This window comes from Sphingomonas radicis, from assembly GCF_051400635.1.
Lineage (GTDB): Bacteria > Pseudomonadota > Alphaproteobacteria > Sphingomonadales > Sphingomonadaceae > Sphingomonas.
Map to the genome: position 1 here is coordinate 1,099,076 of NZ_JBLFFG010000001.1, position 21,771 is coordinate 1,120,846.

A 21,771-nucleotide genomic window follows, 5' to 3' on the forward strand; every position below is an offset into this window, starting at 1 on the left:
ATCGACTTTCCGTGCTGAATTTCAGTCGGGCCGCATCGCCTCCGCCGCGATGCTCTCCGCTTCGATCAGCAGCGCCTCCTCGCCGCTGCCCTGCGGCACCCTCTCGCGGCCGATCATGATCAGCACCGGCACCGCCATCGGACTCACCCGCTCCAGATCCATGTGCAGCATCGTGTCGGCGGCGGTATCGAGCAGATGGGCCAAGCGGCCCACATCGGTCATCCGGGCCCGCGCATCCTCCCACGCGGCGCGGAGCAGCAGATGGTCGGGCTCGTATTTGCGCAGCACGTCGTAGATGAGATCGGTGGAGAAGGTGACCTGGCGCCCCGTCTTCTTCTTGCCTGGATGCTGGCGCTCGACGAGCCCGCCGATGATCGCGACTTCGCGGAACGCGCGCTTGAGCAGGGCGGACTGCTGCACCCAGTCGACGAACTCGTGCTCCAATATGTCCGGCGAGAACAGCGCGGCGGGATCGGTGATCTTCTCGAGCCCATAAACCGCAAGGGCATAATCATTGGCGACGAAGCCCAGTGGCTTCAGCCCCAATGCTTCCATTCGCCGCGTGATCAGCATGCCCAGCGACTGGTGCGCGTTCCACCCCTCGAAGCTGTAGGCGACCATGTGGTGGCGCCCCTCGTGGGGGAAGGTCTCGACGAGCAACTGTTCCGGTGCCGGCAGCGCCGAGCGTCGCTCCTGCACTTCCAGCCACTCGCGAACATCGTCGGGAAAGCGTTGCCATTGCGTCCGGTCGTGCAGGAATGCGCGCACGCGGTCGGCAAGCGTCGCAGTGATCGCCAGCCGCGCCCCCATATAGGAGACGTAGCGCGCCTGCTTTGCGCTGGCGCGGACGATGAGGTCGGTCAGCTCGACACGTTCGACCTCGAGGCTGAGGCCGGCGAAGAAGAAGGTGTCGCCGGGCGCGAGCTGTGTCCCGAATGCCTCCTCGATCTTGCCCAGCCTCCGCCCGTTCTTGAAGCGGACCTCCAGCATCGGCGCCTCGACGATGATGCCGGCGTTGAGCCGATGCTGCGCAACAAAAGCCGGGCTGGTGACGCGCCACAGCCCGTCCTTGCCGCGCGTCAGTCGCTTGAACCGGTCATAGGCGCGCAGGCTGTAACCGCCGTCGGCGATGAAGCTCAGCACGCGCTCGAAAGTCTCTTCGGGAAGCGCCGAATAGGGTAATGCTGCACGGATCTCCTGCAGCATCTCGCTCGCTTCGAAAGGCGCCGCGCAGGCGCAGGCCATGATGTGCTGGGCGAGCACGTCGAGTGCGCCGCGGCGGAAGACGTCGGGATCGAGCTCGCCTTGCTCGACCGCGTCCAGCGCTGCGCGGGCTTCGAGATATTCGAAGCGGTTGCCCGGGACGAGCACGGCTTCGGACGGCTCGTCGAGCCGGTGGTTGGCGCGCCCGATCCGTTGGAGCAGCCGCGACGACCCCTTCGGCGCACCCATCTGGATCACGCAATCGACGTCCCCCCAGTCTACCCCCAGGTCCAGGCTGGCGGTCGCGACCAGCGCGCGCAGACGGCCGTCGGCCATCGCCTGCTCGGCCCGGCGCCGCGCCTCCAGGCTGAGGCTGCCGTGGTGCACACCAATCGGCAGCTTCAACTCGTTGACCTTCCAGAGCTGCTGGAAGACGAGTTCGGCGAGGCCGCGGGTGTTGCAGAAGACTATTGTCGTCTTGTGTGACTCGATTTCCGCCATCACCTGGGGAATCGCATAGATGCCGGAGTGGCCGGCCCAAGGCACATGTCCTTCGGGGAGCAGGATCGCGATGTCGGGATCGGCGCCCTTCTCGCCCTGAACGAGCGCGACGTTGGCGATATCCCCGAACGGCGCGAGCCACGCGCGATAGCCGTCCGGATCGGCGACGGTGGCCGAGAGCGCGACGCGACGCACGTTTGGTGCGAAACGCTGCAGCCGGGCGAGCGCCAGCGCAAGCAGATCCCCGCGCTTGCCGGTTGCGAAGGCATGAACCTCGTCGATCACCACAGTCTTCAGGTCCGCGAACATCGTCGCGCTGTCTTCATAGGAGAGGAGCAGGCTCAGCGACTCGGGCGTGGTGAGCAAGATTTCGGGCGGGCGCGCGCGCTGACGGACCTTGCGTTCGTGCGGCGTATCGCCGGTGCGCGTCTCGACGCGGATCGGAACCCCCATCTCCTCGATCGGCGTCAGCAGGTTGCGCTGCACGTCGACCGCGAGCGCCTTCAGGGGCGAGATATAGAGCGTGTGGAGCCGATCGGCCGGCGCCTCGATCAGCTCGGCGAGCGAAGGGAGGAAGCCGGCGAGCGTCTTGCCCGCGCCGGTGGGCGCGACCAGCAGCGCGTGGCGCCCGGCGCGGGCGGCCGCGAGCATCTCGAGCTGGTGGCGCCGCGGCGTCCAGCCGCGCGCGGCGAACCAGCTTGTCAGCGGGGCAGGGAGGAGGGAATCGGCGGCCACGCGCCAGCGTTCGCCCGAGCGGACGCCGCGATGCAAGCCTTCAGACGATCTCGCCGGCGTCGCGCGCCTTATCCTCCCTATCTTGCTGCTCGTAGCGCTCGCGCGTTGCGGCCTCGGTACGGGCGATGTCGCGCCGCGATCCGCGGTTGTGCAGGATCGCCCACGCAATCGCTATCGCCAGCAGGATCGGGCCGACCACGACCATCAGCCCCTGCAAGCTCGAAAGATCCATCGTCACCTCCTGGCTCTGATCATTCAACGAAGCCGGCCGGATTTTCGATCCAATTGGAACCTCGGGCCTCGCGGGCCATATTGGAGAGCATGGCATTGGGAAGCTGGATCGAGCCGCGGCCGACCGGGATCTACATTCCGGCTGCCGACGCATGGGTCGATCCGGCACAGCCGGTGGCGCGTGCGCTGATCACCCATGGCCATGCCGATCACGCCCGCGGCGGCCACGGCGAGGTCTGGGCCACCGCCGAGACGCTGGCGATCATGGAATGCCGCTACGGCCCGCAGAACGGCCGCGCGATTGCCTATGGGGAGACGCTGGAGATGGGCGGCGTCGACATCGGCTTCGTGCCCGCGGGCCATGTGCTCGGATCGGCGCAGATCGTGCTCGAACATCAGGGCGAGCGGATCGTCGTCTCCGGCGACTACAAGCGCCGCGAGGACCCGACTTGCGCGCCGTTCGAGCCGGTGCCGTGCGACATATTCGTCACCGAGGCGACCTTCGGCCTGCCGGTATTCCAGCATCCCGAGACGCATGACGAGCTCGACAAGCTGCTCACGGCCTTGCGGGCGAACCCGGCGCGTTGCGTGCTCGTCGGTGCCTATGCGCTCGGCAAGGCGCAGCGGGTGATCCGCGAGCTGCGGGCGATGGGGTTCGACGATCCGATCTACATCCATGGCGCGCTTCAGCGACTGTGCGACCTCTATGTCGAACATGGCGTCGATCTGGGCGATCTTCGGCCCGCGACGGGTGCTGCAAAGGCGGAGCTTCAGGGGCGGATCATCCTTTGCCCGCCGGGCGCGCTCAACGACCGCTGGTCGCGCCGGCTGCCCGATCCGATCACGGCGATGGCATCGGGCTGGATGCGCGTGCGCCAGCGTGCGCGCCAACGAAACGTCGAACTGCCGCTGATCCTTTCGGATCATGCCGACTGGTGCGAGCTCACCGATACGATCCGCGAACTGGCGCCGCGCGAGGTATGGGTGACGCACGGGAGGGAGGACGCGCTGGTCCATTGGTGCGGCACGCATCAGATCAAGGCGCGGGCGCTCGATCTGGTCGGTTTCGAGGACGAAGATGATTGACGGCTGCGTCGGGTCGGCGCGCGAGCGAAACGACTCGCCCACGGTCAGAGCCGAGGTGTCGGTAAAGCGTTGGCGCAGACCGAAACTTTCGCGACCGGCTGCAGTTGGTTGGAGTGCAGACATTCAACTGCAGGAGTCAACGAATGCGTAGTCTTACTATCCTCGCCGCCGGTGCATTGCTCTTGCCGGCCGCTGCTCTCGCTCAATCGACGACGGGCACGACTGGTTCCGACACCGCGCAGACGGCGCAGGATCAGAGCTCGGCGACGCAGAGCGATCCGTCGGCCAGCCACGACGAGCACAAGGACAAGAAGAAAGAGAAGGAATCGGGCAGCGAGACCACGGGTGCGGGCACCGCTACCGACCCGAACAGCCCGCCGTCCGATCCGGCCTCTGAGCAGACGACGACCACTACGCCGCCCGATGCCGCGACCGGCACGAGCGACAGCGCGACCCCGACGCCGCAGCGCTGAGGATCGCGGGTCGAAGATCTGGGGCCCGGCAGCATCGCTGCCGGGCTCCCGCTTTATTGAGGATCAGTCCGCAAAAGGATCGCGGACCAGGATCGTGTCTTCGCGCTCCGGACTGGTCGAGACCAGCGCCACCGGGCACTGGATCAGTTCCTCCACCCGGCGGATATATTTGATCGCTGCGGCCGGCAGGTCGGCCCAGCTGCGCGCGCCAGCGGTCGATTCGGACCAGCCGGGCATCGTCTCGTAGATCGCCTCGACAGCGGCCTGGTCGGCCGCGTTCGCCGGGTAATAGTCGAGCGCTTCCCCGTGCAGCCGATAGCCGGTGCACACCCGGATCTCCTCGAACCCGTCGAGCACGTCGAGCTTGGTGAGGGCGATGCCGGTAATGCCGGAGACCGCTACCGATTGGCGCAGCAGCACCGCGTCGAGCCAGCCGCAGCGGCGCTTGCGGCCGGTGACGGTGCCGAACTCGCGGCCGCGCGTGCCGAGCCGCTCGCCCACTTCATTGTCCTGCTCGCTGGGGAAGGGGCCGGAGCCGACACGCGTCGTATAGGCCTTGGCGATGCCGAGCACGAAGCCCACGGCGCTCGGGCCCAGGCCCGACCCGCCCGCAGCGGTGCCCGCGATCGTGTTCGACGAGGTCACGAACGGGTAGGTACCGTGATCGATGTCGAGGAGCACGCCCTGCGCGCCCTCGAACAGGATGCGGCGGCCGCGCGCGCGCGCGTCGTTGAGCAATCGCCAGACGGGCTGGGCGAAGGGAAGGACGAAGCCGGCGATCTCGCGTAGCTGTTCGACCAGCGCGGCGCGGTCGATCGGCGGCTCGCCGAAACCGGCGCGCAGCGCATCATGATGTGCCGCGAGGCGATCGAGCTGGGGGCCGAGATCGTCGAGATGCGCAAGATCGCACACGCGGATCGCGCGGCGACCGACCTTGTCCTCATAGGCGGGGCCGATGCCGCGGCGCGTAGTGCCGATCTTGCCCGCGCCGCTCGCGTCCTCGCGCAGCGCGTCGAGATCGCGGTGGAACGGCAGGATCAGCGGGCAGGTGTCGGCGACCATCAGCGTGTCGGGAGTGATGTCGATGCCCTGCGCGCGGATGCGCTCCACTTCGTCGCGCAGCGCCCAGGGATCGAGCACCACGCCATTGCCGATCATGCTGGGCGTGCCGCGGACGACACCCGAGGGAAGCAGCGAGAGCTTGTAGACTTTCTCGCCGACCACCAGCGTGTGGCCGGCATTGTGCCCGCCCTGAAAGCGCACGACCACGTCGGCGCGTTCGGCGAGCCAATCGACGATCTTGCCCTTGCCTTCATCGCCCCATTGGGCGCCGATCACTGCTACATTTGCCATGGATACACGTCTCCGCCTGCCGGGGCGGACCCAAAGCCGCCCTTCGACAGGACTCGGCGGCCGGGCTGTTCGGGCGGCCGGGGCAAGGCCCGAGCCGCGGCGCGAATGGCGGCATGGGCGCCCGGCGTCAAGTGCCTATAGTCTGTTTCAGCAAAGCTGAAACAGTGCGGCACCGGCCCGCTCCCCCACCCGGCCGCCCATATGATACTGCCGTTGGGTGGCCGGGTGGGGGAGCGGGCCGGTGCCGATCCAGCGAAGCTGAAAACGACTCTAATCGGTCCTTCCGGCATCGAGCGCGGCGCGCACTGCCCGGGCCAGTTCCTCGAGACTGAAGGGCTTAGTCAGGATTCGCTCATGGGGTTCGGCCTTGTCGGGCGAATAGCCGCTGGTGAGCAGCACCTTGAGATCGGGAAGCAGCTCCAGCGCGCGGCGGGCCAGCTCGCGGCCGGTCATCTCGGGCATCACCACGTCGCTGAACAGCAGCGTCGCGCGCTTTCCAAGCTCTATCAGGCGGAGCGCCTCGGGCCCGTCGCGCGCGTCGATCACGTCATAGCCGAGCTCGCGGAGTGCCTCGACCGAATAGGCGCGGACCCGCTCCTCGTCCTCGACCACCATCACCGTTTCGCCCGGGCGGGCGCGGGGCATCTCGGTGACGGTGTCGGGCAGCGGCTCGGCGGCGGGTGCCACGTCGTGCCGCGCGGGCAGATAGACGCGCACCGTGGTGCCGCTGCCCTGCTCGGATTCGATCGCGACTGCGCCGCCGGACTGGCGAACGAAACCGAACACCTGGCTGAGGCCCAATCCCGTGCCCTTGCCGACCCCCTTCGTCGTGAAGAACGGATCGAACGCGCGTGCGGCGACTTCGGACGACATGCCGAGCCCGGTGTCGGAGACGGCTATTTCGACATAATCGCCCGCCTCCAAACCCAGCGAGGCGGCGCGCTCGGCGCCTAGCGACAGATTGGCCGTCTCGATCACCAGCTTGCCGCCCTCCGACATGGCATCGCGCGCGTTGACCGAAAGATTGAGGATCGTGTTCTCGAGCTGGTTGGGATCGGTCATCGCCGCCCAGAGCTCGGGAGACAGGCGGGTTTCGACCGTTACGTCTTCGCCCAGCGTACGGACGAGCAGCTCGATCATTCCCGCGATCAGCGCATTGGCATTCACCGGCACCGGCGCGAGCGGCTGGCGGCGCGAGAAGACGAGCAGCCGCTGGGTGAGCGCGGCGGCGCGCATGGCGCCGTCGCGCGCTGCCGCGACATAGCGATCGACATCGATTCGGCCCTGGCCGAGCCGGCGCTCGAGCAAGTCGAGCGCACCGATCACGACGGCGAGCATGTTATTGAAGTCATGCGCGATCCCACCGGTGAGCTGGCCGACCGCCTCCATCTTCTGCGCCTGGCGAAGGCGCTCCTCCGCAGCCATCAGCCGTTCGGTGCGCTCCTGCACCGCCGCCTCGAGCTCTTCACGCGAGCGCGCGAGCACTTCGCGCGCATCGACGATTTCCTGGATATCGGTGCAGGTGCCGAACCAGCGCGTGATCCGTCCGGCCTCGTCGCGCACCGGCTGCGCGCGGCCCAGCACCCAGCGATATTCGCCCGAATGGTGCCGCAGGCGATATTCGATGTGATAGGTCTCGCCGGTTGCCAGGCAATGCTGCCAGAGCGCGGCGGCGCGCGGCCTGTCTTCGTGGTGAAAGACTTCCTGCCAGCCCTCGCCGTCAGTGGACCCGTGGGGGACGCCGGTGAATTCGTACCAGCGGTCGTTGTAATAATCGTGATAGCCGTTGGGCAGCGTCGACCACACCATCTGATCGATCGAATTGGCGATCGCCCGGAATTTCTCTTCGCTTTCGCGCAACGCCATCGTGGCGGCGACGCGCTCCACGGCATCCCACGAAATTTCGGCCACCGACTCGATGAAGGTTACTTCCTCGGTGGTCCAGTCGCGCGGGCCCTTGTCGTTGACGTACAGCGTGCCCACCCACCGGCGGCCGCGCATCAGCGGCACGCCGACCACCGATGGCGTCCTGCGCGCAAAGGGCGTGCCCGCCAGGCGCGGATCGTGCGCCGTGTCATGCGAGACCAGCGTCTCGCCAGTGCGATAATGGTCGGCCGCGGGTGTGCCGAGCTCCTCGACCAGCATGGTCCCGGTCAGCGGCGGCAGCCGGCCCCGAGTGGCAGAGGGGCCGAAGTGGATCGTCCTCTCGCTATGCACCCAGTAGAAGCCGACGCGTTCGGCATCGAGCCGCTCCGCCAGTGCGCCGGCGGTGTGCTGCATGACGGCTTCGGGGGTGTCGAGCGTGCGCTGGCGTGCGGCGAGCGCATGGATGAAGGATTGTGCCTCGGTCGCGCGGCGCAGATCCTCGGCCGCCCGGTGCGCGGCTTCCTCGGCATTCTTGCGCTTGGTGATGTCGAAGGCGACGCCCGGAAAGCGCAGCGGCTTCCCGTCGGAACCGAAGTTGCACCGGCCTTGTGCAGTGATCCAGCGCACGTTTCCGTCCGCCTGGAGCACTCGATATTCCTGCACATAATGCTCGCCGGTATCGACCGCCCGTTCGATCGCCGCACGCACGGCTGGGAGGTCGTCGGGGTGGATCGCCGCGAAGAAGCGCGTGATCGGGATAGTTCCCGCGGACGCACTGCCCTCGATGCCGAACAGGCGGAGGAAACGCTCATCGGCAGTGACCCGGTCCTCGACCATGTCCCAGAGCCAGGCGCCGACGCCCGCGGTGGATTCGAGGGCGAGCTGAAGCCGTTCCTCGCTCGAGCGAAGCGCAGCTTCGGCGCTGGCGTGTTCGGTAACGTCGTTGGCGAGGACGAAGATGCCGGCGACATCGCCGTACTCGTCGCGGATAGGCGCTAAGCTGTAGTTCCACCATCTTTCCTGCGGTTCGCCGTTCCGCACCATCGGCAGCATTACACCGTAGAAGGCGAAGGCTTCACCGGTCTGGAGCACGCGCTCCATCTGCGGGCCGACGGGGTGCCAGAGGTCTGCCCATATTTCCTGGCCGGGGCGTCCGAGCGCCCAAGGGTGGCGATCGGCGAGGACCGGCGCCCAGGCATCGTTGTAGAGCAGGCGAAAATCGCGTCCCCAGTAGATCGCCGCGGGGAAGCTCGATCCGAGCGCGATGTCGAGCGCGAAGCGCAGCGCCTGCGGCCATCGCTCGATCGGGCCGAGCAGAGTGGAGGCCCAGTCGTGCTCACGAATGCGCTGCGGCATTTCGCCGGAATGATCCAGGAAGCGGAGCCCGGAAAACATCGCTGCCAGCGATGCGTGGCGCAGGGAGTGAAGTCAACTCGACTCGCGCGCCGGGGCAGCTATGGATGGCAGGAGAGGAGAAGTTGCAGATGAAACTGGCCAGCCTGAAGCAGGGACGCGACGGCAAGCTCGTGGTCGTGTCGAACGACCTCGCCTGGTATGCGAGCGCGGACATGATCGCCCCGACGCTGCAGGCGGCGCTCGACGATTGGGACCGAGTCGAGAACGACCTGCGCAACCTCCAGACCGATCTCGATCATGAGGCGATCCCGCGCGAGCGCTTTCACGAACGGCTCGCCGCCGCGCCGCTGCCGCGCGCTTATCAATGGGCGGACGGATCGGCTTATGTGAACCATGTCGCGCTGGTGCGGCAGGCGCGCGGCGCCGAGATGCCCGAGAGCTTCTGGCACGATCCGCTGATGTATCAGGGCGGTAGCGATGGCTTCCTGGGGCCGCGCGATCCGATCCCGCTCGCGGACGAGGCCTGGGGCTGCGACCTGGAGGCCGAAGTGGTGGTCGTCACCGGCGACGTGCCGCTGGGCGCGAGCCGCGAGCAGGGGCTTGCCAGCATCCGGCTGGTGGGGCTCACCAACGACGTGAGCCTGCGCAACCTGATCCCGGGCGAGCTCGCCAAGGGTTTCGGTTTCTTTCAGTCCAAGCCGGCGAGCGCCTTCTCGCCGGTGTTCGTGACGCCCGACGCACTCGGCGATTGGTGGCGTGACGGCAAGCTTCACCGCAAGCTGATGGTCGACCTGAACGGAGAACCCTTCGGTCGCGCCGAGGCCGGCGAGGACATGACCTTCGATTTCGGCACGCTGATCGCCCATGCCGCCAAGACGCGCGCGCTGGGGGCGGGGACGATCATCGGATCGGGCACCGTCTCGAACCGCGACGCGGACGGCGGACCCGGCAAGCCGGTGAGCCAGGGGGGCGTGGGCTATTCGTGCATCGCCGAGATCCGCACGATCGAGACGATCCGCGGCGGCAAACCCCAGACGCCGTTCCTGAAAGCCGGCGACACCGTGCGCATCTGGGCCGAGGATGACAAGCACCACCCGATCTTCGGCGTGATCGAGCAGACGGTGGGAGGCTAGGCGGGATAGAGGTTCGGCCTCTGAGGCGGGGCATCCCTTCAATTCTCCCCCGCCAGGGGGAGGTGGCATGCGAAGCATGGCGGAGGGGGAGGAATCACGCCGCTCACGTCCTGGCATCCGCCCCCTCCGACGCCTTCGGCGCCACCTCCCCCTGGCGGGGGAGGATCGAGGAAGGGACATCCGCTCGGCGCGCAGTTTTGACTCTTTTCACGGAAACGCGATCAATCTCGTAAGATTGTTTTACGCGCAGACCGCGTTTGTTTCGACAAATTTCAAAGAGCGCGCGGCCTGACGCCACCGAACGAGCGAAGCAAACGAAATCCTACTTTGCAAGCGTCCCGCTCGCATCCTGCCGGCCGTCATCTGTGACAGGCCCCACCCCAACCCAGCATCAGGTGAACAGCGCCCCGCGCTGTTCAGGCCATGCCGGGGGCATGGCCGACCTGACGCTCCTGAAGGGGAGGGGCTTTGGAGGTTTCAGCTTTGCCGAAATCGGCTCGTCAACGCTCCACGATACTCCGGGCCACGGCCTCGGCGGTCTTGATCCCGTCGATCGCGGCGGAGAGGATGCCGCCGGCATAGCCTGCGCCCTCGCCGGCCGGGAACAGCCGCTCGGTGTTGAGGCTCTGGTGGTCCTTGCCGCGGGTGATGCGCACCGGCGAGGAGGTGCGCGTCTCGACGCCGGTCATCACGGCGTCGGGATGATCATATCGCGGGATCTGGCGGCCGAACACGGGGAGCGCCTCGCGGAACGCCTCGATCACGAACTCGGGCAGGCAGCGCGACAGATCGGTCATCGTCACGCCGGGCTTGTACGAGGGGATGACTTCGCCGAGCGCCGTCGAAGGGCGGCCGGCGAGCAGGTCGCCCACCTTTTGCCCCGGCGCGTGATAGTTGGAGCCGCCCGCGACGAAGGCGAGATCTTCCCAATGGCGCTGGAGCTCGATCCCGGCGAGCGGCCCGCCCGGATAGTCGCGCGCCGGATCGATCGCGACGACGAGTCCCGAATTGGCGTTGAACTCGGCGCGCGAATATTGGCTCATGCCGTTGGTGACGACGCGGCCTTCCTCCGAAGTCGCGGCGACGACGCGCCCGCCCGGGCACATGCAGAAGCTGTAGACGCTCCGCCCGTTCGCGCAGTGGTGGACGAGGCTGTAGGCGGCGGCGCCGAGATCCGGGTGCTTCGCACATTTGCCGAAGCGCGCCTGATCGATCCAGCTCTGCGGATGCTCGATGCGGACGCCGATCGCGAAGGGCTTCGCCTCGATATGGACGCCGCGGCGGTGGAGCATCTCGAAGGTGGGCCGGGCGCTGTGGCCCACCGCGAGCACGACATGGTCGGCTTCGAGGAAGCTGGCTTCGCCCGTGGCAAGATCGTGGAGGTGCAGCCCGCGCACCTGCTGGCGGCGGTCGGAGAGCCGCTCGAGCTCGATATCGTCGACGCGGGTCTGCCAGCGATATTCGCCGCCTAGTTCCTCGATCGTCGCGCGCAGGCTCTCGACCATGGTGACGAGGCGGAAGGTGCCGATGTGCGGGTGCGCTTCCCAAAGAATGTCGTCGGGTGCGCCGGCGCGGACGAACTCCTCGAGCACCTTGCGGCCGAGGAAGCGCGGATCCTTGACCCGGCAATAGAGCTTGCCGTCTGAGAAGGTGCCGGCGCCGCCCTCGCCGAACTGGACGTTGGAATCGGGGTCGAGCTGGCCGCGGCGCCACAGGGCCCAGGTGTCCTTGGTCCGCTCGCGCACGATCTTGCCGCGATCGAGGATGATGGGGCGGAACCCCATCTGCGCGAGGATCAGGCCGGCGAACAGCCCGCATGGCCCGGCGCCGATCACCACCGGGCGCAGGCGCGACCAGCCCTGAGGCGCCTGGACCGGGAAGCGATAGGTCATGTCGGGCGTCGGGCGGACGTCCTTGTCGCCTTCGAAGCGCGCGAGCACTTCGGCTTCGTCGATGAGATCGATGTCGAAGGTGTAGACGAGCTGGATCGCGTTGCGGCGGCGTGCATCGTTGCCGCGCTTGAACAATGTCCAGTCCCTGAGCGCCGCGCGATCGATTCCGAGCCGGCGGCAAATGGCTTCGGGGATCGCTTCGTGCGGGTGATCGAGGGGCAGGGACAGACCGGACAGGCGCAGCATGCGAGGCTCCTAGAGCCTAAACGCCACGAGCGCCAACGGGTCGCCGTCAGAAGCCGAACGTGCGCTGGCGCGGGATCAGCGGCCAGCGGTCCACTGTTTCATGACCTTTGCCGTGGATGCTGTTGATGAGCAGGAGTTCCTGCGCGCGCCAAACGACTGGTGAGACTCGAATATTGCGCTGCCGCCACGCTTCATAGGTCAGCGACAGGTGCGGATCGAAATCACGATCCGGAGCCTCGATTCCGACCGCGTCGAGGCGGGTCACCAACATGCGCTGAAAATCGCGCAGCGCCTGCATGTTGCTGCCGACGAGCGCGTTGCCGCTGATCCGATTGAGCGCGACGTCGAAAGGCTCGGCCTGCAGCGACGCGGCGGCGCGGCGGATGAGGTCGAGATTTCCCGGCGAGATCAATCGGATGTCTCCGAAGGGCACGAGCGTGATGTGGAAACGATCGGCGGCATATCTGCGCGCCAGATCATATTGTCGCCGTAGGCCGTCGATCGCTTTGGCCTGCTCCGGATCGGGCTTGATCATGAAATAGAGCATCTGGTCGTCGCGGCGCATCTGCTGGCAGGCCACCGATTCCCCTGCGGTTGGAAACATCATGGTCGTTCTCCTCAGTGGAAATCGCGCGAGCGGACCGGGATCAGATCGGGCGACTTGAGGCTGCGCCGCGGCGGCCAGGGTTCGGGGAGGCGATCGCGTGGATCGATCTCGCTGCCGTGGTGGGCGCCGTCGCCGGGCATTGCCGGATCGGGCAGTTCCAGGTCGCCCACCTGCCGCAGCCAGGGCGTCAAATCGGTGATCGCATCGGCGACGACATGGATCACGATCCCCTCGCGCTGCACGCGTCCGCGGATCGCGAGCATCGTCGCGGACATCACGGTGCGGCGGTTCGCCTCGAACCGGTCCTTCCAGAGCACGGCATTGGCGATGCCGGTCTCATCCTCCAGCGTCACGAACACCACGCCCTTGGCACTGCCCGGCCGCTGGCGGACGAGGATCAGCCCGGCCACTTCGACGGGCATGCCGTCCTTCAGGTGGACAAGATCGCCGCATCGCACGATCCGCCGCGCCGCCAGCCTCGCGCGCAGGAAGCGGACGGGATGGTTGCGCAGCGAGAGCTGCGTGGCGCGATAATCCTCGACCACCTCCCGTCCCGCAGTGAGCGGGAGAAGCGCGACCGGAGGTTCGGCGGCTTCAGGGCGCACAGTTCCCGCGCGCGTGTCGCTTTCCGCCAGCAGGAGCAGGGGAGTGTCGCGCAAGGCTTTCACGGCCCATAGGGCCTGGCGCCGGTCGAGCCCGAGCGCCCGGAAGGCATCGGCACGCGCCAGCCGCTCCAGCGCCGCCGGCTTCACTCCGGAGCGGCGCCAGAGTTGCTCGACCGAAGTGAAGGGCCCGCCCGCCGCCCGGGCCTCGAGGATCGCAATCGCATCGGTCTCGGCCAGCCCCTGCACGATGCGCATGCCGAGCCGGATCGGCAGCAGCGCCGCCCAATCGCCATCCTCGCCGCAGAAGCCGGCGTGGCGGGGGCGGGTGTTGGGCCCGGCCGCGACGATCCGAGTATCCCAGTCGCTGGCGTTGATGCATACCGGATGCGCTTCGACACCATGTTCGCGCGCGTCGCGGATGATCTGGGCGGGCGCGTAGAAGCCCATCGGCTGCGAGTTGAGCAGCGCCGCGCAGAATATGTCCGGGTGCCGGCACTTGAGCCACGACGAGGCGCAGGCGATCTTGGCGAAGCTGGCGGCATGGCTTTCGGGGAAGCCGTAGTTGCTGAAGCCCTTGATCTGTTCGACCATGCGCCGGGCGAATTCCTCGGAGATGCCGCGCTCGAGCATGCCCGCGATCAGCTTGGGCTCGAACTCGCCGATCGTGCCGTTCGCCTTGAAGGTCGCCATCGCGCGGCGCAGCGCATCCGCTTCGGTCGGGGTGAAGCCGGCGCCGACGATCGCAACCTGCATCGCCTGTTCCTGGAACAGTGGCAGGCCCAGCGTCTTGGCGAGCACCGTCCTGAGCTCGGGGGTAGGATAATCGAAGTCCGCGTCCGGATTGGCGCGCAGCACCTCGCGGCGCTTGAGATAGGGGTGCACCATATTGCCCTGGATCGGCCCGGGGCGGACGATCGCGACCTGGATGGTGATGTCGTAGAAGTCGACGGGCTTGAGCCGCGGCAGCATGGACATCTGGGCGCGACTTTCGATCTGGAAGGTGCCCAGCGTGTCGGCACGCTGGATCATCGCGTAGGTGGGTCCGTCGTCCTTCTGCAGCACGGTGGACGACAGGGTGAGGTGTACGCCCTTGTGCTCGGCGAGCAGATCGAAGCTGCGGCGCAGGCAGCCGAGCATGCCCAGGCCGAGAATATCGACCTTCATGAAGCCCAGCTCCTCGATATCGAGCTTCTCCCACTCGACGACATGGCGCTCGGCCATCGCGGCAGGTTCGACGGGGATCAGATCGTGCAGCGCGTCGCGTGTGAGCACGAAGCCGCCGGGATGCTGCGAGAGGTGGCGCGGCGTGCCGACCAGCGCGCGTGCGAGCTCCAGCGTCAGGGCCAGGCGGTGATCGCTGCGGTCGAGGTTGAGCGAATCGGCATGGCCGTCATCGACCTGGTTCGACGAGCCCCAGACCTGCGAGGAGAGTGCCGCGGTCACGTCTTCGGGCAGGCCCATCGCCTTGCCCACTTCGCGCAGCGCACCCCGGCTGCGGTAACGGCTGACCACTGCGGTGAGCGCTGCATGGTCGCGCCCATAGCTGTCGTAGATCCACTGGATCACTTCCTCGCGCCGCTCGTGTTCGAAATCGACGTCGATGTCGGGCGGCTCGTGGCGTACTTCCGAGACGAAGCGCTCGAACAGCAGCTGGTGCTCGATCGGATCGATCGAGGTGATGCCAAGCACGAAGCAGATCACCGAATTGGCTGCGCTGCCGCGCCCCTGACACAGGATCTGCTGGCTGCGCGCGAACTGCACGATCGAGTTCACGGTGAGGAAATAGGGCGCATAGCCCATCTTCTCGACGAGCCCGAGCTCGTGCGTGAGCAGATCGCGATAGGCCTGCGGGGGTTTTCCGGCGAACTTCTGCTTGAGTCCGCTCCAGGCCAGCGTGGCGAGCGCCTCCTGCGGGGTCTTGCCGTTGAACACGGCTTCATCGGGATATTGGTGCCGCAGCTCCCTGAGCGAGAAGGTACAGCGCTCGACGATCGCTTCCGCTGCGGTCAGCGCTTCGGGATAGGCGCGGAAGCGGCGCGCCATTTCTTGCGGAGACTTCAAGTGCCGGTCGGCGCTGCGTTCGCGGCGGAAGCCCAATTCGTCGATCGTGCATTTCTCGCGGATCGCAGTGACCACGTCCTGGAGCATGCGGTTGTCGGGATGGTGGTAGAGCACGTCGCCGGTGGCGAGCGGCGTCAGGCCGAAGCGCCGCGCGGCGCCGTCGAGCGCGTGGATGCGCAGCGCATCGTTCGGGCGGCGATGCCAGGTGAGGCAGACATGGCCGCGCTCGCCGAAGATGTCCGCCATCCAGCGCAGCGCGAGATCGTCGCCCGGATCGTCGAGTCCGGGCACCAGCGCGCCGACCAGCCCCTCGGCATGGCAGGCGACATCCTCCCAATGGAGGAAGCATTTGCCCTTCTCGCCGTGCTGCGCGTCGGCGCGGCTCTTGCCGAGCGTGAGGAGGCGCGTGAGCCGGCTCCACGCCGGCCGGTCCTCGGGCCAGACGAGCAGCGAGGTTCCGTCGACGAGATCGAGCCGGCAACCGGGGATCATCCGGATCGGATAGCCCTGCGCGCTGATCTCCTCCGCCGCGACCAGCCCGCGCACCACGCCCGCCACCGAGTTGCGATCGGTGATGGCGAGCGCGGGCATGCCCATCACCGCCGCGGCGGCGAACAGCTCCTGCGGCGAGGACGCGCCGCGCAGGAACGAGAAATGGCTCGTCACCTGAAGCTCGGACCAGGTCATCCGAACACCCCGTGGAGATACCAGCTGAGATCGCCGGTCACCGGGCGTTCGCCGTCGCCCGAGCGGAAGAGCCAGTAGCGGCGGCCGTCCTCGTCCTCGACGCGGAAATAGTCGCGCACGCTCGCGCGCTCGGCGTCGCGCTTCCACCATTCCCCATGGATGCGCTCGGGCCCGTCGGCACGCACCACGCGGTGCGGCCGTCCGCGCCAGGTGAAGCGGCGCGGGGCGTGATCGGGCAGCTCCGCCATGACATGATCGAGGCGTTCGGGCCGGGCGAGCAGCCGCGCCGGGCGCGGCCAGCCGGGGTGCCAGGGCGGCAAAGGCGGATTGCGATCGAGCTGGCGGACATCGTCGCGCCTGCCGCGCAGCGCGCCGCGTTCGGGCGGATCGAGCACGGGCGCGCGGGCGCTGCTGCGCTCGGGCACGTCGCTCTCCACCGGGCGCATCCGCCACATGGCGGCCTGGCCGATCCGCGTCGCGAGCGTGTCGACCAGCGTGGCGATGTCGGGCGCCGCCTCCTCGTCGAGCCGTTCGAGCACCGGCTGGGGCCCGAGGGGCGCGGCGCGGCGGACGTGGAGAGCGATCGCATCGATGCCATAGCCCGGCTCGACATCTTCGATCCGGCGCTTGAGCAGGCGAAGCAGGTGCGTGGGATCGCGGTTGGGGCGGGCGAGGCCGATGCGGATGCGCTGGGGAAGGCCGTCGATTCGCTCGGCGATGCACTCCAATGCCTGGACGCCCAGCCCCTGGGCCTCCAGCGCGGCAGCGAGCCGGGGAACGAGCACGCCCAGCCAATGCGCGATCGCCTCGGCAGTGGCGATCGGCTCGGCGAAGCGCTGGTGCGTGGCGATGGCCTCGGGCGGGATCACCGGGTCGAGCGGCTCGGGCATGCGGCCGAGCGCCTGGTCGATGCGCAACACCGTCTCCGCGCCGAAGCGGCGGACGAGCGGGGCGCGCGGCATCGCGGCGAGCTGGCCGATCCGCTCGATGCCAAGGCGGCGGAGCAGCTCGACTGCGGATTCTTCGATGCGCAGCGCGGGTGTGGGGAGGTCTGCGAGTGCCCGGGCCTGTTCGCGGGGAGGGCAGAGCATTGTCCGGCGTCCCGCGTGGCGCGCGAGCGCCCAGGCGGCGCCGGGGGTGTCGGCGATGGCGATCCGCGCAGTGAAGCCGGCGCGGGCGAGCAGGCGAACGATGCGCCGTGCCATGGCTTCCTCGCCGCCGAACAGATGCGCGGTGCCGGTGAGATCGAGGAACAGCCCGTCGCTGCCGGTCAGCGCGACGATCGGCGACCATCGGCGGGCGGCGAGGATGGCGAGGCGGTGGAGTGCTGCGAGATCGCCTTCCGGATCAGCCGGACGGATGTCGAGTCCCGGCACCTGCGCGCGCGCCTGGGTGACTGCCATGCCCGGCCTGAGCCCCAGCGCCTGCGCGACGGGGCAGGCGGCGGCGATCTCGATGCGGTTGCCGTTGCGGATCGTGGTGATGAGGGGCGGCCTATCCTCCCCCGCCAGGGGGAGGTGGCGCGCGGAGCGCGTCGGAGGGGGAGGGTGGCGACGAGCTATCGTTGCGCTTCCGCCCCCTCCGTCAGCCTGCGGCTGCCACCTCCCCCTGGCGGGGGAGGATAAGAGACTTGCCTGGCCCGCAGTTAAGTCCTCCTGTGCCCAGCGCGCGCCGGGGCGCCAGCCGCCGCTCCGCGCGGGAAGCTGCACGGGCAGGGGGGCAAAGGACTCAGGCTGCGCGTGCGCGCGCCGCTCGACCCGCCGCAGCCGATCGATCGGCCATTGGGGCAGGAAGAGCGCAGCGACCCGTTGCATCGCATGCCTCCACTTCGATCTCGAAACCCTCGCCCCCCTTTTGCCGCGCCAATGCCAGCCGCCAGCGCGCCCGCCCGACACCCTCCACCGGCAGCGGCGTCGACGGTGCCGAGGTCACGCGCCAGCGCGTCACCGCCGCCGAAGGCGCGGCTATCGGATCGCTGCCCTCGCGCGCGGCGCGCTTCAGCAGCAGTGCGATCGTCCGCCCGCCCTCGGCAGCGAGCTGGAGCCGGCGCGTTGCAGTCATGTCGGCGCGCTTGGCTTCGCCGATCACCGCGCCGAGTCCGCGGTGGCGCAGTCCCTCTTCCATGATCGCGAGCAGCTCGGCATCGTCGGCCGCCTCGGCATAGATCAGCCTCTTGTGGTCGAGCCCGACCTGGGCGAGCCCCGGCGCGAACAGGTCGCGCCGCCGGACCACCCACAGCACCGGGCCCCAGGCGCGCGCGGCGATCCCCGCGAGGAACAAAGTGGCCGCGCAATCATCGGCCATGTCGCTCGTGCCGGCCGCGACTTCGTGGAGCGCGTCGAGCCGCAGGCCGCGGTCGGCGAGCCGCGAATCGATCGCCTCCAGCCCGAACGGCAGCGCCGGACGGCGGCGGAAACCCTTGGTTTCCACCGCGCGCAATTGCTCGCGAAGCTGGGCAAGGACGGCAGGATCGGCCATAGGGCGGCAGCGGATACTCACGACTCGGGAACGACAATGTTCCTATTCTGTTCCTATCCGCTCCAGAGTCAATCCGTTCTCTGACACGCTTGCCTTCCGGCGCAGCCTGCCTAGTGTGCTGGCATCCTAAAGCACGCCCGGGGGAATTTTCGATGATCCACAAGCTGCGCCTCGCGTTGATCGCGACCACGGCGCTCGCCGCTGCACCTGCCTTCGGAGCCGCAATGCCGCAGACCCAGACCGTTCCCGCGTCCGCCCCTGCAACCCCGGCTGTCGATCCCGCGCCGCTGCTCGCCGAATGGACCGGGCCGTTCGACGGAGTGCCGCCGTGGGACAAGGTGACGCCGGCGATGTTCCCCGCGGCGTTCGAAGCGGCGATGGTGAAGGCGCGCGCCGAGATGCACGCGATCCGCGACAATCCCGCCGCGCCGACCTTTGCCAATACGATCGAGGCCGATCAGCGCTCGGGCGAGCAGATGAGCCGGCTGTTCGCGATCTGGGGCGTCTACCAGAGCAACCTCGCCACGCCCGAAGTGCAGGCGATCGCCAAGGAGTGGAGCCCGAAACTCTCGGCCTTCTTCACCGAGATGAGCCTCGATCCCAAGATGTTCGCCCGCGTGAAAGCAGTATACGACGCTCGCGCCAATGCGGGGCTCGACGCCAAGCAGATGCGGCTGCTCGAGCGGACCTACCGCGATTATGTGACCTCGGGCGCGTTGCTCGACGAAGCGGGCAAGGCCGAGGTCAAGCGGATCAACCAGGCGCTGGCGCAGGCCTATACCGAGTTCAGCCGCCGCGTGCTGGCAGACGAAGAGACCGCGATCCTCCTCGACAGCGAGGCGGATCTTGCGGGGCTCTCCGACAGCTTCAAGGCGAGCCTGGCCGAGGAAGCCAAGGCACGCGGTGCCGCGGGCAAATGGGCGATCAAGAACACCCGTTCGTCGGTGCAGCCCTTCCTGATGTATGCGACCAACCGGGCGCTGCGCGAGAAGGTCTACAAGGCGTTCGTCAACCGCGGCGACAATGGCGACGCCAACGATACCAATGCCGTGATCTCCGACATCCTCAAGCTGCGGCAGGAGCGGGCCAAGCTGCTCGGGTTCAGGAACCACGCCTGGTACCGGATGGACGACACCATGGCGGAGACGCCCGAGAACGCCACCAAACTGATGATGGCGGTGTGGCCCGCGGCCGTGGCGCGGGTGCGCGAGGAAGTGGCCGACATGCAGGCGCTCGCCGACGCCGAAGCAAAGAGGGGGGAAGGGGCCAAGATCACGATCGAGCCCTGGGACTATCGCTTCTATGCCGAGAAGGTTCGCAAGGCGAAGTACGACCTCGACGAGAACGAGGTGAAGCCGTACCTGCAGCTCGACCAGATCGTGCAGGGTGCCTTCTGGGCCGCGGGGCAGCTCTATGGGCTCGACTTCAAGGAGAATACGGGGACGATCCCGGTCTTCCAGCCCGATGTGCGCACCTTCCTGGTCACCAGCCGCAAGGACGGAAGCACCGTCGGCATCTTCTACCTCGACAATTTCGCCCGCTCGGGGAAGCGCTCGGGCGCCTGGGCGACCAGCTACCGCGGCCGGTCGGGCCTGCTCGGCGAGCGGATCGTGCTTGCGAGCAACAACAACAATTTCACCAAGGGCGGCGCGGGGCAGCCGACGCTGATCAGTCTCGACGACGCGACCACGCTCTTCCATGAGTTCGGCCACGCGCTGCACAGCCTGCTTTCGAACGTCTACTACCCGGGGCTGGCGGGCACGCCGCGCGACTTCGTGGAATATCCGAGCCAGGTGAATGAGAACTGGCTGCTGACGCCCGAGGTGCTTAATCGCTTCGCCAAACATTACCAGACCGGCGCGCCGATCCCGGCCGAGCTGGTGGCCAAGATCGAGAAGGCCCAGACGTTCAACCAGGGCTTCGACACGGTGGAATATCTCTCCTCCGCGATTATCGACATGAAGCTCCATGACCGCGATACGCCGGTGTCGGATCCCGACGCATTTGAGCGCGAGACACTGGCGAGCATCGGCATGCCGCGGGAGATCGTGATGCGGCACCGGCTGCCGCAGTTCAATCACCTCTTCTCGAGCGATGCTTACTCGGCCGGCTATTATTCGTACCTCTGGTCCGAGACGATGGACGCGGACACCTGGGCGGCGTTCGAGGAGACCGGCAACGTCTGGGACCAGGCGACTGCCGACCGCTTCCGCACCACTTTGCTCTCCACCGGCAACGAGACCGACCGCAAGGAGGCCTACCGCGCCTTCCGCGGCCGCGATCCGGACGTGAAGGCGCTGTTCAAGCGGCGCGGCTTTCCGGTGCAGTGAGCCTTGGGAGGGGCGTCGTCGCGGCGCCCCTCGCTTCCCCCGGAAACCTCCGTTTCGGGCGCGTCGGCACAGACGCAACCGAAAGGGATTCGACTGACCCCTGGCCCGATTGCCGCGGCGGGGCGCTGCTGTTCTCCTCCGCGCGTCCATCACGGACAGGAGGGAAATCGCATGGCTACTCAGGAATATCTCGTCTGGTCCGATCTCCAGGCTCTGGATTCGAGCCCCAGCGCGGTGCGCGACAAGTTCAAGTCGATCTACAACAAGAACCCCGACGGGATCGCGCTCAACGACACGACCTATTATGACGCGGTGAACCCGCCGATCACCCAGCAATATGGCCATTTCTGCTACAAGACGCTGGGCGAGATCACCTATACCGAGGACGGTCAGGAAGCCGACCAGGCGATCGTGGGCAGCAACACCGCGTACAACCACGGTGACCAGCCCGCGTCGATCTCGCTCACCGTCAACGGCGGCTGGTCCGAAAGCACCGGCTGGTCGACCTCGCTGACCGAAGGCATGACGTTCAGCGAGAGCGTGACGCTGGAGGGGGTGTTCCAGATGGGGATGCAGTTCAACGTCTCCGCCACCGTGGGCCAGACCGGCTCGAACACCGTCAACAAGGGCGCCAGCGCCACCGTGACCGTCACCGTGCCGCCCAATTCGCAGGTGAAGGTCGACATGGTGGCGACGATGAAGACCGAGAAGATGAAGTTCTCGGCGCCGATCCAAGTGGCGGGGATGTTCGGCGCCAACTTCCCGGATCGCGTCAACGGCCATTATTTCTGGTTCGCCGACGCCGGATCGATCCTGCCGAAGACCTCGGGCACGCTCAACGGCAAGATCAAGGGCACCGCGGCGTTCGACGTGCAGACCCACATCAACCCGGCGGTCCCGATCACCAGCTAGGGGCGCGGCGCGCTTC

General features: G+C 67.6%; 14 protein-coding genes. 5 read left to right on the forward strand and 9 right to left on the reverse strand.

What is annotated here, in order from left to right; translation table 11 throughout:
* Positions 1-21: 21 nt before the first annotated feature.
* Positions 22-2,439 (reverse strand): ligase-associated DNA damage response DEXH box helicase, encoded by a 2,418-nt coding sequence (locus ACMGDH_RS05040; protein ID WP_436826809.1) that lies wholly within the window; start codon positions 2,437-2,439, stop codon positions 22-24.
* 40 nt (positions 2,440-2,479) lie between these two features.
* Entirely contained in the window at positions 2,480-2,671 is a 192-nt protein-coding gene (locus tag ACMGDH_RS05045) for a hypothetical protein (protein ID WP_436826810.1), read from the reverse strand.
* Positions 2,672-2,760: 89 nt separating this feature from the next.
* Between ACMGDH_RS05045 and ACMGDH_RS05050 the strand changes: the two genes are divergently transcribed.
* Both ACMGDH_RS05050 and ACMGDH_RS05055 read left to right on the forward strand, forming a co-directional pair.
* On the forward strand, positions 2,761-3,756 hold the full coding sequence (locus tag ACMGDH_RS05050; RefSeq protein WP_436826811.1) for a ligase-associated DNA damage response exonuclease: 996 nt from the start codon (positions 2,761-2,763) through the stop codon (positions 3,754-3,756).
* Positions 3,757-3,899: 143 nt separating this feature from the next.
* Positions 3,900-4,229 carry a hypothetical protein gene (locus ACMGDH_RS05055; RefSeq protein WP_436826812.1) on the forward strand — a complete coding sequence of 110 codons (330 nt, stop codon included), beginning with the start codon at positions 3,900-3,902 and terminating at the stop codon, positions 4,227-4,229.
* Between the two features lie 63 nt (positions 4,230-4,292).
* Here ACMGDH_RS05055 and ACMGDH_RS05060 read toward each other — a convergent pair whose 3' ends face one another.
* Together ACMGDH_RS05060 and ACMGDH_RS05065 are read right to left on the reverse strand one after the other, a co-directional pair.
* Positions 4,293-5,582: an adenylosuccinate synthase gene (locus tag ACMGDH_RS05060; protein WP_436826813.1), complete on the reverse strand. Its 1,290-nt coding sequence runs from the start codon at positions 5,580-5,582 to the stop codon at positions 4,293-4,295.
* 270 nt (positions 5,583-5,852) lie between these two features.
* On the reverse strand, positions 5,853-8,804 hold the full coding sequence (locus tag ACMGDH_RS05065) for a PAS domain-containing protein (RefSeq protein WP_436826814.1): 2,952 nt from the start codon (positions 8,802-8,804) through the stop codon (positions 5,853-5,855).
* 128 nt (positions 8,805-8,932) lie between these two features.
* Between ACMGDH_RS05065 and ACMGDH_RS05070 the strand changes: the two genes are divergently transcribed.
* Positions 8,933-9,937: a fumarylacetoacetate hydrolase family protein gene (locus tag ACMGDH_RS05070; protein WP_436826815.1), complete on the forward strand. Its 1,005-nt coding sequence runs from the start codon at positions 8,933-8,935 to the stop codon at positions 9,935-9,937.
* A 500-nt stretch (positions 9,938-10,437) separates the two neighbouring features.
* Here ACMGDH_RS05070 and ACMGDH_RS05075 read toward each other — a convergent pair whose 3' ends face one another.
* From ACMGDH_RS05075 to ACMGDH_RS05095, 5 genes are all read right to left on the reverse strand, one after another.
* On the reverse strand, positions 10,438-12,075 hold the full coding sequence (locus ACMGDH_RS05075) for an NAD(P)/FAD-dependent oxidoreductase (RefSeq protein WP_436826816.1): 1,638 nt from the start codon (positions 12,073-12,075) through the stop codon (positions 10,438-10,440).
* 46 nt (positions 12,076-12,121) lie between these two features.
* Positions 12,122-12,610, reverse strand: a complete 489-nt coding sequence (locus tag ACMGDH_RS05080; RefSeq protein WP_436826817.1) for a 2'-5' RNA ligase family protein — start codon at positions 12,608-12,610, stop codon at positions 12,122-12,124.
* Between the two features lie 83 nt (positions 12,611-12,693).
* Positions 12,694-16,035, reverse strand: coding sequence for an error-prone DNA polymerase (locus tag ACMGDH_RS05085; RefSeq protein WP_436826818.1), 3,342 nt, complete (start codon positions 16,033-16,035; stop codon positions 12,694-12,696).
* Positions 16,032-17,849 (reverse strand): Y-family DNA polymerase, encoded by a 1,818-nt coding sequence (locus tag ACMGDH_RS05090; RefSeq protein ID WP_436826819.1) that lies wholly within the window; start codon positions 17,847-17,849, stop codon positions 16,032-16,034. Before ACMGDH_RS05090 ends, ACMGDH_RS05085 begins: the two co-directional genes overlap by 4 nt.
* A complete protein-coding gene (locus ACMGDH_RS05095) occupies positions 17,764-18,513 on the reverse strand; it encodes an ImuA family protein (RefSeq protein WP_436826820.1) in 750 nt (249 codons plus the stop codon). Before ACMGDH_RS05095 ends, ACMGDH_RS05090 begins: the two co-directional genes overlap by 86 nt.
* 152 nt (positions 18,514-18,665) lie before the next feature.
* Between ACMGDH_RS05095 and ACMGDH_RS05100 the strand changes: the two genes are divergently transcribed.
* Together ACMGDH_RS05100 and ACMGDH_RS05105 are read left to right on the forward strand one after the other, a co-directional pair.
* Positions 18,666-20,843 (forward strand): M3 family metallopeptidase, encoded by a 2,178-nt coding sequence (locus tag ACMGDH_RS05100; RefSeq protein ID WP_436826821.1) that lies wholly within the window; start codon positions 18,666-18,668, stop codon positions 20,841-20,843.
* A gap of 171 nt (positions 20,844-21,014) precedes the next feature.
* On the forward strand, positions 21,015-21,755 hold the full coding sequence (locus tag ACMGDH_RS05105; RefSeq protein WP_436826822.1) for a hypothetical protein: 741 nt from the start codon (positions 21,015-21,017) through the stop codon (positions 21,753-21,755).
* Positions 21,756-21,771: the final 16 nt, after the last annotated feature.